Source organism: Paracoccus sp. pheM1, assembly GCF_018499825.1.
In the GTDB taxonomy this organism is placed as follows: domain Bacteria; phylum Pseudomonadota; class Alphaproteobacteria; order Rhodobacterales; family Rhodobacteraceae; genus Paracoccus; species Paracoccus versutus.
Window position 1 is genome coordinate 810,619 of sequence record NZ_JAGXCX010000002.1, and the last position, 18,792, is coordinate 829,410.

Here is an 18,792-nt window from a genome sequence, read left to right on the forward strand (position 1 = left end):
GACGTCCAAGGATGAAGGCTGTCCAGCTCTTTTCCGGTTCATTCGATTCCGGCCCTGCGTTCGCGGATCGCCAAGGTGGCCTTGGCGCCGATCGTCAGGAAGGGCTGCGGTGGCAGTTTCTTCGGAGCCGGAAAGTCGCGATAGATGCGGGTCAGGTCGGTCGGGATGCCCATCATTTCCTCTGCCGCGGCAAGGCCCGAGGCGGTGGCGTTCGACGCCCCCAGCCCGTTGCAGCCGCAGGCCGCAAAGACGCCCTTTTCGACCTCGCCCCAGGCCGGGACGCTGTTGAGCGTCACCGCCATGGCGCCGCCCCAGCGATATTGCATCTTCACGTCGGACAGCCTGGGGAAGCGGTGGGCGAACTTCCCGTCATGCACATGGCCGGCCCTTCGCAGCGTGCCTTCGCCGACAGTCATGCTGGGGTTGCAGGTATAGCGCGAACGCACCAGCAGCCGGTCGCCATCCGCGCCCGAGACCCGGCGCAGCGTCGTGCCCATGGGCGAGGACGGCGTCGCCGCCCAGTCCCTGAGCCCGCCGAGGCGGTTCGGCGAGAAAGGCTCGGTCATCGAGGCATAGGTATAGACATGCAGCAGCCGACCCCGGAAGAAGCCGAAGCGCTCGGCATAGCCGTTGTTGGCCAGGACGATCCGTCCGGCCTGGACCGAGCCGCCGGGCGTCTCGACCCGCCAGCCGTTGCCCTTGGGCTCGAAGGACATCGCCGGCGACTGCTCGTAAAGCGTCACCTTGCCGGCAAGCGCATCGGCCAGCCCGCGGATATAAGCGGCGGGCTGCACCATGGCGGTGCCCGGCATGAAGATCGCCGAGCTGAACGCCTGCGAGCCGGTCACATCCGCAATTCCCGCGCGATCCAGCAGGCGGTAGTCCTCGCCCAGCTGGTCGAGCTGCCTGGCGTAGTCGAGGATGTGGTGATCGCCCTCGGGCGACATGGCGACGTTGTAGCGCCCGCACATGTCCAGCACCTCGCGCGGCCAGCCCTTTTCCTGCGCCAGTTCCACGGCGAAATCGACCGCCCGGCGCTGCAGGGTGATGTGGTCGCGGCTTTTCTGCAGCGCGGTGCCGCCATAGTCCTCGGACGAGACCTCATGCGGCAGGTCGATGATGAAACCAGAATTGCGCCCCGCCGGGCCGTCGCCGACCACGCCGGCCTCGAGCACGGCGATGCGCAGGCCGGGGTCGATCTGTGCCAGCCGCCTTGCCGCCGAAAGCCCGGCGAAACCGGCGCCGATCACCGCGATGTCGGCGGTGATCGCGGCTTTCAGCGCCGGGGTGGGCTTGCGGGGCGGCAGCATCGCCACCCAGCCCGAGAGACCCGGATGCCGGGGCAGATCGGATGGCTTGATCCGGTGGCTGATCACGATTGCGCCTCGGATTCGATCAGCCCGCCAAGGGCGGCCCGCAGCACCTCGCGCTTGTCAGCCGAAAGCGGGCTGAACGGGCGGCGGGGTTGGCCCGCGCCATAGCCGGTCATCTCGGCGGCGGCATAGACCGACTGTCCGTAATCGCCCTGCCAGATCAGGTTCATCGCCGGCTCCAGCGCCCGCCAGAACTCGCGCACCTTGCTCCAGTCGCCCGCCTCGGCGGCCTTGACCACGGCGACGCAGGCCTTCGGCGCGAAATTCGCCCCGCCCCAGATCAGGCCCGCGGCGCCGGCATAAAGCGCATAGGGCACCAGCGAATCGGCGCCATTCATCACCGGCAGGCCGGTGCGGATCAGGTCGGTCTGCTGCACCAGGTCGCCGCTGCTGTCCTTGACGGTGACGAAGTGCGGAATCTCGGCCAGCCGGCGGAACAGGTCGGGCGTGATGGCGACCCCCACGACATGCGGCACGTTGTAACCGATGATGCGCAGCCCGCCCTGCGACGCGGTTTCGTAGAAGGCGACCACATCGTCGTCGCTGGTCGGACCCTCGAAGAACGGCGGCAGCAGCATCACCCCGTCGGCGCCGCAATCGGCGGCGTGGCGGGTGCGGGCCACGACATCCTCGACCAGCAGGGCCGAGGTCTGCACGATGACCTTGGCGCGGCCGTCGATGATCCTGGCACCACGCGCCACCAGCTCGTCGGATTCCTCGCGCGACAGATAGGCATGCAACCCGGTGCCCGAGCTCAACACGAAGCCGGGGATGCCGGCGGCGATATAGCGCTCCAGATGCTCCTCCAGCCGGTCGAAGGCGACGCGGCCGTCCGGGTCAAAAGGGGTGGTCACGGCCAGGTTGAGGCCGGGGAAGGCAAAGTCGGTCATGTCGGGTGATCCTTAGTTCAGGTCGATCCAGATTGTCTTGAGCTGGGTGTACTGGTCATGGGCGTGGACGCTGTTGTCGCGGCCGCCGAAGCCCGATTGCTTGTAGCCGCCGAAGGGGGTGGTCACGTCGCCCTCGCCGAAGCTGTTGACGGTCACCGTGCCCGCCCGCAAGGCCCGCGCCCCGCGCAAGGCCCGCTTGCCGTTGGCCGAGAAGATCGAGGCCGCAAGCCCGTAGTCGGTGTCGTTGGCGACCGCGATCGCCTCCTCGAAACTGTCCACCACGATCACCGTCAGGATCGGGCCGAAGATCTCCTCCACCGCCAGCCGGGAATCGCGCGCGGCTTCCACGATGGTCGGCTCGATGAAGCCGGGGCTGACGACATTGCCGCCGACAAGCACGGTTTCCGATTTCGCCGCATCCAGATAGCTGCTGACCTTGTCGAAATGCGCCTTCGAGACAAGCGGACCCACGCGGTTCGCCGGATCCAGCGGATCGCCGACCAGCCAGCCGGCCGCCTCGGCCCGGACCTTCTCCAGCAGCCGGTCCCTGATGCCGCGCTGCACGATCAGCCGCGAGGCGGCCGAGCAGTTCTGCCCCATGTTCCAGAACGCGCCGTTCACCACATGCGCCGCCACCGCGTCCAGATCCTCGGCATCGTCCAGCACGATGCAGGGGTTCTTGCCGCCCAGCTCCAGCACCACCTCCTTGAGGTTGCTGTCGGCCGAATAGTTCAGGAACCGCCGACCCGTCGCGGTCGAGCCGGTGAAGCTGACCATGTCCACGTCCGCGTGCCGGCCCAAGGGCTCGCCCACCTCGCGGCCCGAGCCGGTGACGATGTTCAAAACCCCCGCCGGCAGCCCGGCCTCGGCCGCCAGTTCCGCCACCCGCAGCGCGGTCAGCGTCGTCTCGCCCGCGGGCTTCATCACCACCGAGCAGCCGGCGGCCAGCGCCGGGCCGATCTTCCAGGCCAGCATCAGCAGCGGGAAGTTCCAGGGCAGCACCAGCCCGACCACGCCGACCGGCTCGCGCACCACCATGGCGATATGGTTGTCCGAGGCCGGCGAGACCTGGTCGTAGATCTTGTCGATCAGTTCCGCGTGCCACTTGATGACATGGATCATCTCGGGCACGTCGACGGTTTCGCAGTCGAAGATGGTCTTGCCGGCATCCAGGCTTTCCAGCACCGCCAGCTCGCGGGCGTGTTCCTGCATCAGCGCGGCCAGGCGCAACAGCACCTCCTTGCGCTCGCCGGGATGCAGGCGCGACCAGCGCCCGTCCTCGAAGGCGGCGCGGGCGGCGGCCACGGCCAGGTCCACGTCCTGCGCGTCGCAGGCGGCGATCTCGGCCAGCGCCTCGCCCGTCGCCGGGTTGGTGGTGGCGAAGGTCCTGCCCGACAGCGCCGGGCGGAAGGCGCCGTCGATGAAGGCCTGCGTCGGGAAAGACAGCCCGGCGGCGATGGCCCTGTAATCCTCGGTGCTCAGCAGATCGGTCATGGTTTCTCTCAGGTGGCGAAGTCAGCTTGTTGAAGGTATCTCCATCCCCTCCGGGACGGCGTAGGCGGCCATGTTGCGCCGCGAGAGCTCGAGATGCGCCTGCACGATGCGGCCGGCGGTCTCGGGGTCGCGGCGCTCGATGGCGTCGATGATCTGGTCGTGCTGCGCGGCGGCGGTGGCGAGTTCGGCCTTGTCCGAGACGTCGTCGCGGTAATAGGTCCGCCCGATCCGGGCATGGTCGATCAGCAGCCGCCGCAGGCTGGGCAGCAGATAGGCGTTCCGGGCGATGTTGCCGATTTCCAGGTGGAAGGCGTCATTGGCGAAGATCCGGGCATCCACATCGCCCCCTTCGACCGCCGCGCGGAATTCGTCCTGGATCCGGCGCAGCTTGGCGATGTCGGCGGGCCGGGCGTTTTCGGCCGCCAGCCTGGTCGAGGCGATGTAGATCATCGGCGCGACAAGATAGAAGTCGCGCAGCGCGTGATAGCTCATCGAGGTGGCGCGGGCGGGGCGATTCGCCTCCAGTTCGATATAGCCTTCGCCCGCCATCTGCCGCATCAGCTCGCGCACCGGGGGGCGGGAGAGGCCGAATTCCTCGGCCAGTTCCTGTTCGTCGATCACCGCGCCGGGGGCAATCTCCATCAACAGGATCCGCCGACGCAACTCCAAGGCAAGAACCTGTTTCTTATCAATATTTACCAAGCGCGGTTGGGCTGCATCCGACTTCTGCATCGCCATGAAAAGACCTCCATGATCATGTGTAGACAATCTGTAGGCCATTCGTCGGATTCCGTCCTGCGCAAATTATTTGTAGACAGAATGTCTATCGAAAGATAGCGTGTCAATATAATCTTCGCAGACAAAGCGAAGGTTTGATCCGACCGCCGATCCGTCCAGGCGGTGTTCCGTCACAGGTTGGGCCGGCAATGAAGCCCGATCGGACAATCAAGGGAGTGCACATGAAACGACTGATGAAAGCTCTTGCCGCGGCAGCCGTGCTGGGGGTGAGCGCGTTTGCCGCAAACGCCCAGGACAAGGTGATCAAGCTGGGCACCATGGCCTGGGAAGACATGGTGCCGATCGCGGCCGTGGCCAAGAAAGTCCTTGAGAACAAAGGCTATACGGTGGAGCTGACCGAGTTTTCCGAATGGGGCATCGCCTATGCCGCGCTGACCCGCGGCGATGTGCAGGTCATGGCCTCGCAGGTCGACTTTGTCGCCTACGACTATTGGGAAAAGAACAAGAACCGGCTTGAGAAGGTCTCCATCGCCTCGCATGGCCTTTACCAGGGCCTGGCGGTTCCCAGCTATGTCGAGATCAACTCCATCGAAGAGCTGAACGACAGTGCCGACAAGCTGGGCGGCAAGATCGTCGGCATCGAGCCCGGTTCGGGGTTGATGCGCGAGACGACCGATGCGGTCGAGAAATACGGCCTGAAGCTGCAGTTGGTCGAGGGCTCGACCGCAGGCATGACGGCCGCGCTGAAATCGGCCGTGGACCGGCAGGAGCCGATCGTCGTGACGCTGTGGACGCCGACCTGGATGGCCGAGCAATTCGAGATGAAGTTCCTGGCCGATCCCAAGGGCGTATTCGCGCCGCCCCAGTCCTATAACCTGATCGCGCAAAAGGGCTTCTCGGAAGCAAACCCCGAGGCACGGGAAATCCTGGCCGGTGTCTTCCTGCCGATCGCCGACATTGCGGCCATCAACTCGGCTGTCGCGGGCGGACAAACCATGGATGCCGCTATCCAGTCCTGGATCGACAGCCACGGCCTGCTGCTCGAACGCTGGTCGAACACCAAGAGCTACTGAGCCACGTCCGGGCCGCCGATTGATCTCCGGCGGCCCAACCATCTGTCATCTCGGAGAAACGGATAGTGACCACAGGAAGCATGAATGCCGGGGAAATCCTGCTCGACTGCCAGTCGGCATGGAAGATCTTCGGCACCCGGGCGCCGGCCGCGATGGATGCGGTCCAGCGCCGCAACCTCGGCAAGCGCGAAGTCCTGCAGGAATTCGACTGCGTCGTCGGCGTGTCCGACGCCAGCTTTCAGGTCGGGCGCGGCGAGATCTTCTGCATCATGGGCCTGTCGGGCAGCGGCAAATCGACGTTGATCCGCATGCTGAACCGGCTGATCGAGCCGACCAGCGGTCAGATCAAGGTCAAGGGCCGCGACATCGGTGCCATGAGCGAGCCTGACCTGCGCGAGTTGCGGGCCAAGCATATGGCCATGGTGTTCCAGAGCGTGGCATTGCTGCCCAACCGCACGGTGCTGGAAAATGCCGCCTTCGGGCTGGAGGTGCGGGGCCTCCCCAAGGCCGAGCGCAACCAGACGGCCAAGGCCGCGCTGGCCAAGGTCGGGCTGGCCGATTGGATGGAGCGTTATCCGGGCGAGCTTTCGGGGGGCATGCAGCAGCGGGTGGGCTTGGCCCGCGCGTTGACTTCGGACCCCGAGATCATCCTGATGGACGAACCGTTCTCGGCGCTCGACCCGCTGATCCGTCGGCAGTTGCAAGACGAGTTCCGGCAGCTGACCAAGGAACTCGGCAAGTCCGCGATCTTCATTACCCATGACCTGGACGAGGCGATCCGCATCGGCGACCGCATCGCCATCATGAAGGACGGCGTCATCATCCAGACCGGAACCGCCGAAGAACTGATCCTGAACCCGGCCGACGACTATGTCGCCGAATTTGTCGCCGGCATTTCGAAACTGCATCTGATCAAGGCGCATTCGGTCATGATCCCGCCCGCCGAGTTCCAGCGCGAGTATCCGGGCGTCGGGTTGGAGAGCCTGCCCCTCACTTCGCCCGATACCGACATAGACGGGCTGATCGAACTGATGGTCGGCCATCGCAGCGCCGGGCTTGCCGTGGTCGAGGCGGGCCAGATCGCCGGCGTGGTGACGCCGACCAGCCTGCTGCTGGGGGTCAAGGGATCGCAAGCCTCCGAGACCGGGGGGCATTGACCGGCATGGATCCCGCAACGATTGCCAGCAATTTCGACCGCATTGTCGATGATGCGCTGTTCTGGGTCACTGACCATGCCGCGTTCCTGTTCGATGGCCTGCGCCTTGGTTTCGAGGGTTTCTATGGCGCGGCATTCTGGGCACTCGGGGGCTCGCCCTGGTATGTCACCATGATTCTCCTGGGGCTCGCCGGTTGGCGCCTGATCGGCGCCGGTGCCGGGCTTGCCATCGCCGCGGGCCTTGCGGTCTGCGCATTCATGGGGCTTTGGTCCGAAACCATGAGCACATTTGCCCTGGTGCTCAGCGCGACCTTCCTCGCCCTGCTGGTCGCGTTGCCCATCGGCATCCTGGCCGGTTTCAATCCGCTGCTCAATCGAGCTGTCGAGCCGGTGCTGGACCTGATCCAGACCATGCCGCCCTATATCTATCTGCTGCCCGCCATCGCGCTTCTGGGCTTCGGCCCGGCGACGGCGCTGGCCGCGACGCTGATCGTCGCCATGCCGCCGGCAATCCGGCTGACGGCGCTGGGTATCTCCCGCACCCCGGCCGAGTTCTTGGAACTGGGCAAGTCCCTCGGCATGAGGCGCGGCCAGATGTTCCTGAAGATCCGCCTGCCTTTCGCCGTTCCCAGCATCATGGCGGGGATCAACCAGACCCTGATGATGGCATTCGGCATGGTGGTCATCGCCGGCATCGTCGGCTCGGGCGGGCTGGGCCAGACGATCTATGACGCGATCCGCACGCTGGATATCGCCAAGTCCATCGACGCCGCCATCGCCATCGTGATCCTGACCATGGTCATCGACCGCCTGACCCAAGGCATGGCGCAACGGAAAGGGAGCGGCGCATGACCTTCCAGTTTTCCATCGGCACCTGGCTCGCGCCCTTCGTGGACTGGTTGAACGCCAACCTGCACGGGCTGTTCGATGTCATCGGACGCGTGGTCGAGGCCGTTCTCGGCGCCTTCCAGTCGCTGCTGCTCTATCCGCCGGCCATCGTGGTGATCCTGCTGGTCACGATCACGGTGGCCTTGCTGACCGGCCTGCGGGTGGCGCTGCTGGCCTTCCTGTGCCTGGGCTTCTGCTGGCTGATGAACCTCTGGCCGCAATCGATGCAGACGATCGCGCTGGTCTTCACCGCGGTCGTGGCGGCTGTGGCGATCGCCGTTCCCCTTGGGATCATGGCGTCGCGCCGGCCGCGTCTTGAGGCGGCGCTGCGCCCGATCCTCGACATCATGCAGACCGTGCCGCCATGGGTCTATCTGATACCGGCGGTGATCCTGTTCAGCCTGGGTCAGGTGCCGGCGCTGCTGGCGACCGTCGTCTACGGCATCCCGCCGATGCTGCGACTGACCACGCTGGCCTTTCGCCAGGTGCCAAAGGATCTGCTGGAGCTGGGCCAGGCCATAGGCGCACCGCCCCGCATCATCCTGACGCGGATCGAATTCCCCGCCGCCTTGCCGACGCTCGTCGTCGGCCTGAACCAGTGCATCCTGCTGTCCTTGGCGATGGTTGTCCTGGCCGGGCTGGTCGGCGCGGGCGGCCTTGGCGCCGAGGTTACACGCGGGTTGACGCGGATGGAGATGGGCTTGGGCCTGCGTGCTGGCCTGGCCATCGTCGCCATCGCCCTGCTGTTCGACCGCGTGTCGCGCTCTGCCCTGCAGCGGCCCGCAGGCGGATCGCGCATATAAGGCGATGGATGATTCCTGGTTTTCCGGGTCAAGTGTTTGCTGACGGTGTCGCGCGGTTCGTTTTCGGCCGCGCGGTCCCTTCAGCCGGTAACACCTCCATGTAAGCTGAGCAAAAGTTCCTCCACCATACCGGCCCATTGGCAAGCGGCGGGCTGGTGCTGGACGACTGGCCGCCCATTTTCGACGGCTATTTCCTCCACTATCCCAGCCGACAGAACCTCCCATCCTCATCAACGATGCAGATCGAGGTCTCTTTTACCGATGCATCCAATCCGGCATAATGCTTCATGCTGCGCGTCCTTCCCTGATGCTTGTGGCTGCTTCACACAGACCACGTTCTACCATCAGCCCGAAGCGCAGCACCTCATGGCGTCCGGGGCCGGAAGCAGCCCAAGTCCATTCAGGGCGAGTTGGGCGACGACTTCACCGGCAGGCGTAATGACTGCACCCGGCCCCCACGACACCATGTCGCCACGCTCGCCCGTAACGTCGGAAGATGCCAACCAGAGACCTGCTTCGCGCCATCGGTTCGCACGTTCCGCGTTGTGAACGTCCCTGTAGATTCCGGGGACTGCGTGACGCCGATACGGACCTCCGCCGCCCCCCTATGTGAATTGACCAGCCTTAGCCCCTCTTGCTTCACCGGGTCACATACCACGACCCGCAGCCTTGTCCCGCATCCTTGCCATGATGGTGAGGAGTTCGCTGCAGTGCCAGTCGAGCGTCAGCTTTCGGGAGGTTGCGCCGCAGCATTTGCAGGTGCCGACCGAGCGCTCCGGGACCGGATACAGCTGTCTGATCGGTTAGTTAGGGTCTTCGTGACATGGGTTCATCGCCGAGATGAGGAACTGTCGATATGCCCTCACTCACCCGACCCCGAGCGCACCAACGTGCCTGCGCGTCCTTCCAGGATCGCGCGGGCATCCTCCAGTCGCCCGATTCCGGCCATCCTGCCCGGCGATGCCGCGAAGGTGCGGGCGGCCTCGACCTTGGGCGCCATCGAGCCCGCGGCAAAGCGGGCCGGGTCCAGCTGGTCGGGCCGCGCCCTGCGGATGGCGCGCTGCTCGGGGGTGCCCCAGCCGTCATAGACCGCATCCACATCGGTCAGCATCAGGAAGGCGTCGGCCTCCAGCTGCGTGGCCAGCAGGCCGGCAGCGTGGTCCTTGTCGATCACGGCCTCGACCCCCTGCAGGCTACCGTCGGCCAGCCGGATCACCGGGATGCCGCCGCCGCCCGCGCAGATCACCGTGACGCCCGCTTCGACCAGCAGGCGCACCGCGCGGATCTGGGTGATGTGCCGGGGGCGGGGCGAGGGCACCACGCGGCGCCACTTTCCGGCAGCCTCCTCGGTCATCGGCCAGCCATGGGCGGCGCGCATCTTCCCGGCCTCCCCGGCGTCATAGAGCGGCCCGATGGGCTTTTCGGGCCGGGCGAAGGCGGTATCGTCCGGCGCCACCTCGATCTGGGTCAGCAGCGTGGCCAGCACCGCATCGCGCGGTAGGGCGTTGGCCAGTTCCTGCTCGACCAGATAGCCGATCATGCCGACGCTTTCGGCACCCAGGATGTCCAGCGGCCAGACCGTCTCGCTGCCATAGGCCGCCGCCTGCAGCGCCAGCAGGCCCACCTGCGGGCCGTTGCCATGCGCGACCACGATCTGGTGGTCGCGCGCCAGATCGGCCAGCGCCCGCGCCGCCTTGCGCACATTGGCGCGCTGCGCCTCGGCCGTCATCGGCTCTCCCCGGCGCAGCAGCGCATTGCCGCCCAGGGCCACCACGACACGCATCGCCCTAGCCCGCCAGGGTGGCGACCAGCACCGCCTTGATCGTGTGCATGCGGTTCTCGGCCTGGTCGAAGACGATCGAGGCGGCGGATTCGAAGACCTCCTCGGTCACTTCCATGCAATCGATGCCGTATTCGTGGAAGATCTTTTCGCCGATCCCGGTCTCGCGGTTGTGAAAGGCGGGCAGGCAATGCATGAACTTGGCATGCGGGTTGCCGGTCGCCTCCATGACCTGGCGGGTGACGCGATAGGGGGTCAGCCTTTCGATCCGCTCGGCCCAGACCTCCTCGGGCTCGCCCATCGAGACCCAGACATCGGTATAGACGAAATCGCAGCCCCGCGCGGCCTCGGCCGGGTCCTCGGTCAGGGTGATCCTGGCGCCGGTGGTCGCGGCGATCTCGCGGCAGCGGGCGACCAGCGTCTCCTCGGGCCAGCAGTCGCGGGGCGCGCCAAGCCGCACGTCCATGCCGATCAGCGCGGCACCCTCCAAGAGCGAATTGCCCATGTTGTTGCCGGCATCGCCCAGGAAGCAGAAGGCAAGCTGCGACAGGTGCTTGCGGGTGAATTCGCGCATGGTCAGAAAATCGGCGAGGATCTGCGTCGGGTGGAATTCGTCCGTCAGCCCGTTATAGACCGGCACGCCCGACCATTCCGCCAGCAACTCGGCCTGCTGCTGGCCGAAGCCGCGATATTCGATGGCGTCGTAGACGCGGCCCAGCACGCGGGCGGTGTCCTTCATCGATTCCTTCTTGCCGATCTGGGTGCCGGTCGGGCCCAGATAGGTGACATGCGCGCCCTGGTCATAGGCCGCGACCTCGAAGCCGGTGCGGGTGCGGGTCGAATCCTTTTCGAAGATCAGCGCGATGTTGCGGCCCTTCAGCCGCTGCTGCTCATAACCGCCGTATTTGGCCTGCTTGAGCGAGGCCGACAGCCGCAGCAGGAAGCGGATCTCGTCGGGGGTGAAATCCATGAGCTTGAGGACGCTGCGCCCCAGGAGATTGACGGACATCTCAGACCTCCCCTACGCCGGATCGCGGATCAGCGGGCAGGTCATGCAATGGCCGCCGCCGCGGCCGCGGCCCAGTTCGCCGCCGGGAATGGTGATGACCTCGACCCCGGCCTTGCGCAGCTGGGTGTTGGTGAAGGTGTTGCGGTCATAGGCGATGACCACGCCCGGCTCCAGCGCGATGACGTTGTTGCCGTCGTCCCATTGCTCGCGCTCGGCCACATAGGCGTCGCCGCCGGTCTCGACCACCCGCAGCTTCGGCAGGCCGAGCGCCTCGGCCGCGACCTCGACCAGCGGGCGGTTTTCCTCGCGAATGTCCAGCGTCCAATCCTTGTCGCCGGGCCGGATGGAATAGGGCACGATCCGTTCGGCCACATCGGCAAAGACCGTGACCAGGTCGTGGTCGCAGAAGCTGAACACCGTGTCGAGATGCATCGAGGCGCGCTCGGCCGGCAGCTTGCAGGCGATCACGCGCTCGGCCCCGCCCTGCGCGAACAGGGCGCGGGCAAGCTGGTCCACCGCCTGCGGGGTGGTGCGCTCGCCCATGCCGACCAGCACGGTGCCGTTGCCGATGGGCATCACGTCGCCGCCCTCCAGCGTGGCCAGGCCGTGGTCGCGATCCGGGTCGCCCCACCAGACCGGAAAGCCCGCGTCGCGGAAATCGGGATGGAAGCGATAGATCGCGGCGATGTTCACCGTCTCCAGCTTGCGCGCGTTCCAGCGCATCGGGTTCAGCGTCACGCCGCCATAGATCCAGCAGGTCGTGTCGCGGGTGAACAGATGGTTCGGCAGCGGCGGCAACACGAAATCCCCCGGCCGCAGGGTGGCGGGAAACAGCCCGCCGCCCTCCAGCGGCAGTTCGGCCCGGCTCATCCCGCCCAGCAGGATCAGCGACAGCGGATCGGCGTCGATCTCCATCAGATGGGCGCGCAACTCGTCGGCCAGGCCCACGCCCACGGTGTTTTCATTGACGCGCCGCGCCAGCAGCCAGTCGCGGGCCTCGGGGATGCGCATCGTCTCGGCCAGCAATTCGCGCAGGAAGACGACCTCGGCCCCGCGATAGCGCATGGCATCGACGAATTCCATGTGATCGGTCCGCGCCTGCTTGACCCAGATCACGTCGTCGAACAGCAGTTCGTGGCAATTCGAGGGCGTCAGCCGCGCCAGCGCCGAGCCGGGGCGGTGGACGAGAACCCGGCGCAGCTTGCCGATTTCCGAATGGACGCCATAGGGGATGGACATGTTCGCTCTCCGGTTTCAGGCGATCAGGGCGCCGATGCTGAGGCAGGCCATGATGATGACCGTCAGGATCACCAGCAGCGGCCACATGAAGCGCAGCCAGCGCTCATAGGGCACGCGTCCGATGGCCAGCGCGCCCATGACCACGGCGAAGGTCGGGTTGATCAGGTTCACCAGCCCGTTCGCCGACTGATAGGCCGTCACCACCAGGTCGCGCCCTACCCCGGCGAAATCCGCGACCGGCGCCATGATCGGCATCGACAGCACCGCCAGCCCCGACGAGGACGGCACGAAGAAGGACATCAGCACCTGCAGCCAATACATCACGTTGATGAAGGCCACCTCGCCCAGGCCTGCGACCGACATCTCGGCCCAGTGCAGGATGGTGTCGGTGATGCGCCCGGCATCCATGATGACGACGATGCCGCGCGCCAGCCCGATGATCAGGGCCACGCCCAGCAGGTCGCGCGCGCCATCGACGAAGGAATCGACGAAGGCCTTCTCGCCCGGTCGCACGACCAGCCCGACAAGGATGGCCGAGCCCAGGAACAGCGCGCTCATCTCGCCCATCCACCAGCCGCCCATCAGCACGCCCCAGACCATGACCAGGAAGGTCAGCCCGAAGATCGACAGGACGATCTTGTGGATGGTGGTGAATTCGGTCTTGTCGCCCTGATGCCCGCTGAGGAAATGCGCCTCGTTCCGGGCCTTCATGTCGTAGACCAGCGATTTCGACGGATCGCGGCGGACCTTCTCGGCGTAGCGCATGACATAGATCACGCAGGCCAGCCAGCACAGGACCAGGATCGCCAGCCGCAGCACCAGCCCGCGCGTGAAGGGGATCCCGGCCGCATCCGACGCGATCACCGTCGCAAAGGCGTTCACGGTCGAGCCCAGGACGCCCACGCCCGCCCCCAGCAGGATGATCGCCACCGCCGTCACCGCATCATAGCGCGCGGCGATCATGATCGGGATCAGCAGCATGTAGAAGGCCAGCGTCTCCTCGGCCATGCCGTAGGTGGTGCCGCCCAGCGCGAAGAGCCCCATCAGCACCGGGATCATCCATTTCTCGCGTCCCGCCAGCGCGGTCATGGCATGGCCGATCCCGGCATTGATCGCGCCGCTGGCGGCGACCACGCCGATGAAGCCGCCGATCACCAGCACGAATACGGCCACGTCGATGGCATTGGCCTGATAGCTGTCGGGATCGTAGAGCCCGGCGATGGGCGCCATCAGCACATCGGTGATGCCCTGCGGGTTCGGCTCGGTCTCGGCATAGGTGCCGGCTACGGGAACCTCGCGGTCCAGCGCCTCGTTCATCTCGCGCTGATACTGTCCGGCGGGCACGATCCATGTCAGCGCGGCGACCAGGATGATCAGGCCGAACAGGATGGTGAATGCGGTTGGGAAACGGAACTGTCGTTTCGCGGGCGTTTCGGGCGTCTTGTCCATGATTGCCTCCGGTGGCTGGAATGGCAGCTGGCGCAGCGTCCTGCCGGTGCTGGCCACTGGGGCGGCGCGACATCGCCGCTGTCGAACTCATCCGAAAACTGCAGGGCCGGCGATCGATGACCTTGCGAACTGTACCAAGTGTTTCGGAAATCCGGCGATGTCACTTTGACTCAGATCAACCAGCAGGAAGTTACAAGGCACCTTTGGGGCTACCGCTTCCTGGTTCCGCCCAAGCGCAGTCCCACGCGACATGATCTTTACGCCGGATTTACGCCTGCGCCCTGAAATCCGCATAGCCCCTTGACGCGCCGCGGACAGATATTGGCCCGTATCGAAACTGCGGGAATCCTGCCATGGCAGACATCGTCTATCTTGCGCTCGGCGTGATCGGCATCGGCGGTTTCGCCGCGGCGCTGCGCCTGATCGACAGGTCGTGAGGGCGCATATGGTCGACCTTATCCTGGGCCTCGCCGTCTCGGCGGGGATCTTCGTCTTCCTCATCCTCGCGCTCTTGCGCCCGGATCGGTTCTGAGACGCGCAGATGCAAGACCTGATCGGATATGTCCTGTTCTGCGCCGTATTGACGGTGGGCGGCTGGGTGCTGGCGCCGTTCATGGCCCGCGTCTATGCGGGCGAGCGTAGCTTTCTTTCCCCCGTGCTCGGCCCCGTCGAGCGCGGGCTCTATCGCCTTTGCGGCATCGACCCCGGCGTCCGGCAAAGCTGGCGCGGCTATGCGCTGGCGCTGCTCGCCTTCAACCTTCTGGGCTTCGTCGCGCTTTACCTGATCCTGCGGCTGCAACAGTTCCTGCCCCTGAACCCCCAGGGCATCGGCGCGATCAGCCCGGACCTTGCCTTCAATACCGCCGCCAGCTTCGTGACCAACACGAACTGGCAGGCCTATTCGGGCGAGGCGCAGCTCAGCCATCTGTCGCAGATGGCCGGGCTGACGGTGCAGAACTTCGTCTCGGCCGCGACCGGCATGGCGGTCGGCGTCGCGGTGATCCGCGGCTTCACCGCACCCAAGGGGGTGGGCTTGGGGAACTTCTGGGCCGACATGACCCGTTCGGTGCTTTATGTGCTGCTGCCGCTGTCAGTGATCCTGGCGATCCTTCTGATCCTGCAAGGCGTGCCGCAAACGCTTCTGGGCGGGGCGCATGCGACTACGCTGGAGGGCGCGCAGCAGGTGATCCCGCGCGGCCCCGTCGCCAGCCAGATCGCGATCAAGCAACTCGGCACCAATGGCGGCGGCTTCTTCGGCGCGAACTCGGCCCACCCGCTGGAGAACCCGACGGTGCTGTCGAACATGGCGCAATGCCTGTCGATCCTGCTGATCCCGGTCGGCTTCTGCTTCCTTTTCGGGCGCATGGCGCGGGACCGGCGCCAGGGCTGGGCGATCTATGCCGCCATGGGCGTGCTGTTCCTCGCCGGGCTGCTGGCGATCTGGCTGGGCGAAAGCGGCGGCAACCCGGCGCTTGGCCTTGCCAGCAACCTGGAGGGCAAGGAGATGCGCTTCGGCACCGGCCTCTCGGCGCTTTGGGCCGAGGCGACCACGGCCGCCTCGAACGGTTCGGTCAACGCCATGCATGACAGCTTCATGCCGCTGGCCGGCATGGTGCCGATCATCAACATGGCCATCGGCGAGGTGATCTTCGGCGGCGTGGGCTCGGGGCTTTACGGCATGCTGCTCTATGTCGTGCTGGCGGTGTTCCTGGCCGGGCTGATGGTCGGCCGCACGCCGGAATACCTGGGACGCAAGATCGAGGGGTGCGAGGTCACCCTGGCCATGCTGGCCTTCCTGTCGATGCCGCTGGGCATCCTGGTCGGCGGCGCGATCTCGGTCACCGTCCCGACGGCGGCCGCGGCCATCCAGGAGGCGGGGCCGCATGGCCTGTCCGAGACGCTTTATGCCTACGCCTCGGCGGTCGGCAACAACGGCTCGGCCTTCGCAGGCTGGGGCGCGGCGCTGCCCTGGCAGACCACCGCGCTGGGGCTGCTGATGATCCTGGGCCGTTTCGCGATCATCGTGCCGATGCTGGCCATCGCGGGCTCGATGATCGGCAAGCAGCAAAGCCCGGTCACGGCGGGCACCTTTCCGACGCATGGGCCGCTGTTCGTCACGCTGCTGGTGCTGACCGTGGTGATCCTGGGTGCGCTGACCTTCTTCCCGGTCCTGGCACTTGGCCCGGTCGCCGAGCAGACGGCGCTGAGCGCCGGCCAGACCTTCTGACAGCGCAGCCTCGCCCGCACGGGGCCGCGCCCTCTCCCAAGCAAGGACAACAGACATGTCCCCCGACATCACCGCCCGATCCGGGCTTTACGGCACGGCGTTCAGGGCATCCTTCCGCAAGCTTCAGCCCCGCGCGCTGATGGGCAACCCGGTGATCTTCGTCACTGCCGTCACCGCCGCGCTGACCACCGTCCTGTCGCTGCGCGACCTTGCCCTCGGGGCCGAGGGCGCAGGCATCGGCCTGCAGATCGCCTTCTGGCTATGGCTCTGCGTGCTCTTCGCCAATTTCGCCGAGGCGCTGGCCGAAGGCCGGGGCAAGGCGCGCGCCGACAGCCTGCGCGCCACCAAGGCGGAAACCGTCGTCAAGCTGATGGCGCATGCGGACGATCCGGCACCGCGCCAGGTTCCTTCCTCGGGCCTGCGCGCCGGGCAGATCGTGCTGGTCGAGGCGGGCGACCTGATCCCGACCGATGCCGAGGTGATCCGCGGCGTCGCCTCGGTCGATGAAAGCGCCATCACCGGCGAAAGCGCCCCGGTGATCCGCGAATCCGGCGGCGACCGTTCCTCGGTCACGGGCGGCACGCGGATCGTCTCGGACCATCTGGTCATCCGCATCACCGCCGAGCCGGGCAAGAGCTTTCTCGACCGCATGATCTCGCTGGTCGAGGGGGCCGAGCGCCAGAAGACCCCGAACGAGATCGCGCTGAACATCCTGCTGGCCGGGCTGACGCTGATCTTCCTGTTCGTGACCGTCACGCTGGAGCCCTTTGCGCGCTATTCGGGCGTCGTCATTCCCGTCATCACCCTGGCCGCGCTGTTCGTCACGCTGATCCCCACGACCATCGGCGGGCTGTTGTCGGCCATCGGCATCGCCGGCATGGACCGGCTGGTGCGCGCCAACGTCATCGCCAAGTCGGGTCGCGCGGTCGAGGCGGCGGGCGACGTGGATACGCTGCTTCTGGACAAGACCGGCACCATCACCTTCGGCAACCGCATGGCCGACGCCTTCGTCCCGGCGCGCGGCACCGATGAGCGCGAGCTGGCAATGGCGGCTTTCCTGGCCTCGCTTTCAGACGAAACGCCCGAGGGCAAGTCCATCGTCGAACTGGCCGAGAAGCTGCTGAAGGACGTGACCCGCATCCCCGAACCGGGGTCCGAGCCGGTGCCGTTCTCGGCCCAGACCCGGCTGTCCGGCGTCGATTTCACCGGCACGCGGCTGCGCAAGGGCGCCGTCGATGCGATCGAGCGTTTCACCGGGCAGAAGGCCGACGCCGCCCTGCACGCCCGGATCGAGGAGATTGCGCGCTCGGGCGGCACCCCGCTGCTGGTGGCCGAGAACGAGCGCATTCTGGGCGCGATCCACCTCAAGGACGTGATCAAGCCCGGCGTGCGCGAACGCTTTGCGGAACTGCGCGCCATGGGCATCCGCACGGTGATGATCACCGGCGACAACCCACTGACCGCCGCCGCCATCGCCGCCGAGGCCGGGGTGGACGATTTCCTGGCCGAGGCCACGCCCGAGATGAAGCTGGACTACATCCGCCGCGAACAGGCCGGCGGCCGGCTGGTGGCGATGTGCGGCGACGGCTCGAACGACGCGCCGGCGCTGGCGCAGGCCGATGTGGGCGTGGCGATGAACTCGGGCACGCCCGCCGCCAAGGAGGCCGCAAACCTGATCGACCTCGACAGCGACCCGACCAAGCTGATCGAGGTGGTGATGGTGGGCAAGCAGCTGCTGATCTCGCGCGGGGCGCTGACCACCTTCAGCCTGGCCAACGACGTGGCCAAGTATTTCGCCATCCTGCCGGCGGTCTTCGTCGCCGCCTATCCGGGCTTGGGCGTGCTGAACGTGATGGGGCTGGAAAGCCCGCAAAGCGCCATCCTGTCGGCGGTGATCTTCAACGCGCTGATCATCGTCGCGCTGATCCCGCTGGCGCTGCGCGGCGTCGGATACCAGCCCGCCAGCGCGGCGGCCCTGCTGCGGCGCAACCTGACCATCTATGGCCTCGGCGGCCTCGTCGCGCCCTTCGTCGGCATCAAGCTGATCAACATGGGCGTGACCGCGCTGGGGCTGGCATAGGGAGAGCATGCCATGATGACGCATATCCGCCCGGCTCTGGCCATGCTGGTGGCGATGATCCTGCTGACCGGGCTGGCCTATCCGCTGGCGATGACCGGGCTGGCCCGCGCCGTGGCGCCCGGCCTGTCGCAAGGCAGCCTGGTCGAGCGCGACGGCCGGATCGTCGGTTCGGCGCTGGTCGGCCAACAATTCGCCGGGCCGGGCTATCTGCACCCGCGCCCCTCGGCGGTGGATTATGCGACCATGCCCGGCGGCGCCTCGAACCTCGGCCCCATCTCGGCCCAACTGAAAGAGCAGGTCGCGGGGCGCCGCGCCACCTATGAGGCCCAGAACGGTGCCAGCGCGCCGGCGGACGCGGTGACGGCTTCCGCCTCGGGCCTCGACCCCGACATCTCGCCCGAGAATGCGCTGGCCCAGGCCGCGCGCATCGCCGGGGCGCGCGGGATCGACGCCGCCATCGTGCAGCAGATCATCCGGCAGCATGTCACGCGCCCGCTTTGGGGGCTTTACGGCCAGTCGCGGGTGAATGTCCTGCGGACCAACCTGGCGCTTGACCTTGCCGCGCCCATGCCGCCTGCTGGGGCGGACTGAGG

Annotated in this window: 15 protein-coding genes; 7 read left to right on the top strand and 8 right to left on the bottom strand. The window is 66.6% G+C overall.

The features are described 5' to 3' along the window. Positions 1–38: 38 nt before the first annotated feature. Genes KF941_RS18115 through KF941_RS18130 form a run of 4 tightly spaced genes read right to left on the bottom strand, consistent with a single transcriptional unit; the run spans position 39 to position 4,537 of the window. Positions 39–1,376 carry an FAD-binding oxidoreductase gene (locus KF941_RS18115; RefSeq protein WP_214274114.1) on the bottom strand — a complete coding sequence of 446 codons (1,338 nt, stop codon included), beginning with the start codon at positions 1,374–1,376 and terminating at the stop codon, positions 39–41. Continuing rightward, positions 1,373–2,263 carry a dihydrodipicolinate synthase family protein gene (locus KF941_RS18120; RefSeq protein WP_214274115.1) on the bottom strand — a complete coding sequence of 297 codons (891 nt, stop codon included), beginning with the start codon at positions 2,261–2,263 and terminating at the stop codon, positions 1,373–1,375. The genes KF941_RS18115 and KF941_RS18120 overlap by 4 nt, the downstream gene beginning before the upstream one ends. Before the next feature lie 12 nt (positions 2,264–2,275). Beyond that, positions 2,276–3,757 (bottom strand): aldehyde dehydrogenase, encoded by a 1,482-nt coding sequence (locus tag KF941_RS18125; protein WP_214274116.1) that lies wholly within the window; start codon positions 3,755–3,757, stop codon positions 2,276–2,278. 21 nt (positions 3,758–3,778) lie between these two features. Next, positions 3,779–4,537, bottom strand: a complete 759-nt coding sequence (locus KF941_RS18130) for a GntR family transcriptional regulator (protein WP_338117745.1) — start codon at positions 4,535–4,537, stop codon at positions 3,779–3,781. Between the two features lie 191 nt (positions 4,538–4,728). Here KF941_RS18130 and KF941_RS18135 point away from each other — a divergent pair, with 191 nt between their 5' ends. The 4 genes from KF941_RS18135 (at position 4,729) to KF941_RS18150 (ending at position 8,415) form a co-directional block, all read left to right on the top strand. Next, entirely contained in the window at positions 4,729–5,568 is an 840-nt protein-coding gene (locus tag KF941_RS18135; RefSeq protein WP_240540479.1) for a glycine betaine ABC transporter substrate-binding protein, read from the top strand. An 80-nt stretch (positions 5,569–5,648) separates the two neighbouring features. After that, positions 5,649–6,725, top strand: coding sequence for a glycine betaine/L-proline ABC transporter ATP-binding protein (locus KF941_RS18140; protein WP_214274617.1), 1,077 nt, complete (start codon positions 5,649–5,651; stop codon positions 6,723–6,725). 5 nt (positions 6,726–6,730) lie between these two features. Next, positions 6,731–7,576 carry an ABC transporter permease subunit gene (locus KF941_RS18145; RefSeq protein WP_214274118.1) on the top strand — a complete coding sequence of 282 codons (846 nt, stop codon included), beginning with the start codon at positions 6,731–6,733 and terminating at the stop codon, positions 7,574–7,576. Continuing rightward, positions 7,573–8,415 carry an ABC transporter permease subunit gene (locus KF941_RS18150; RefSeq protein WP_116221264.1) on the top strand — a complete coding sequence of 281 codons (843 nt, stop codon included), beginning with the start codon at positions 7,573–7,575 and terminating at the stop codon, positions 8,413–8,415. Before KF941_RS18145 ends, KF941_RS18150 begins: the two co-directional genes overlap by 4 nt. Before the next feature lie 862 nt (positions 8,416–9,277). On the opposite strand, the gene arcC is transcribed toward KF941_RS18150, so the two are convergent. Genes arcC through KF941_RS18170 form a run of 4 tightly spaced genes read right to left on the bottom strand, consistent with a single transcriptional unit; the run spans position 9,278 to position 13,892 of the window. Then, entirely contained in the window at positions 9,278–10,198 is a 921-nt protein-coding gene (arcC, locus tag KF941_RS18155; protein WP_214274119.1) for a carbamate kinase, read from the bottom strand. Between the two features lie 4 nt (positions 10,199–10,202). Next, the gene (argF, locus tag KF941_RS18160; protein WP_214274120.1) at positions 10,203–11,204 is read right to left on the bottom strand and encodes an ornithine carbamoyltransferase; all 1,002 of its coding nucleotides are present in this window, start codon (positions 11,202–11,204) and stop codon (positions 10,203–10,205) included. Between the two features lie 12 nt (positions 11,205–11,216). Then, positions 11,217–12,443 (bottom strand): arginine deiminase, encoded by a 1,227-nt coding sequence (gene arcA, locus KF941_RS18165; RefSeq protein WP_036759509.1) that lies wholly within the window; start codon positions 12,441–12,443, stop codon positions 11,217–11,219. Positions 12,444–12,458: 15 nt separating this feature from the next. After that, positions 12,459–13,892, bottom strand: a complete 1,434-nt coding sequence (locus tag KF941_RS18170) for a YfcC family protein (RefSeq protein ID WP_036759507.1) — start codon at positions 13,890–13,892, stop codon at positions 12,459–12,461. A gap of 541 nt (positions 13,893–14,433) precedes the next feature. On the opposite strand from KF941_RS18170, the gene kdpA reads away from it, so the two are divergent. The 3 genes from kdpA to kdpC are packed head-to-tail and all read left to right on the top strand — an operon-like array spanning position 14,434 to position 18,790. Further along, the gene (gene kdpA, locus KF941_RS18180; protein WP_214274121.1) at positions 14,434–16,119 is read left to right on the top strand and encodes a potassium-transporting ATPase subunit KdpA; all 1,686 of its coding nucleotides are present in this window, start codon (positions 14,434–14,436) and stop codon (positions 16,117–16,119) included. A 55-nt stretch (positions 16,120–16,174) separates the two neighbouring features. Further along, complete coding sequence (gene kdpB / locus KF941_RS18185; RefSeq protein WP_214274122.1) at positions 16,175–18,199, top strand: potassium-transporting ATPase subunit KdpB; 2,025 nt, start codon at positions 16,175–16,177, stop codon at positions 18,197–18,199. Positions 18,200–18,211: 12 nt separating this feature from the next. After that, on the top strand, positions 18,212–18,790 hold the full coding sequence (kdpC, locus tag KF941_RS18190; RefSeq protein WP_214274123.1) for a potassium-transporting ATPase subunit KdpC: 579 nt from the start codon (positions 18,212–18,214) through the stop codon (positions 18,788–18,790). The last annotated feature ends 2 nt before the right edge of the window (positions 18,791–18,792 follow it).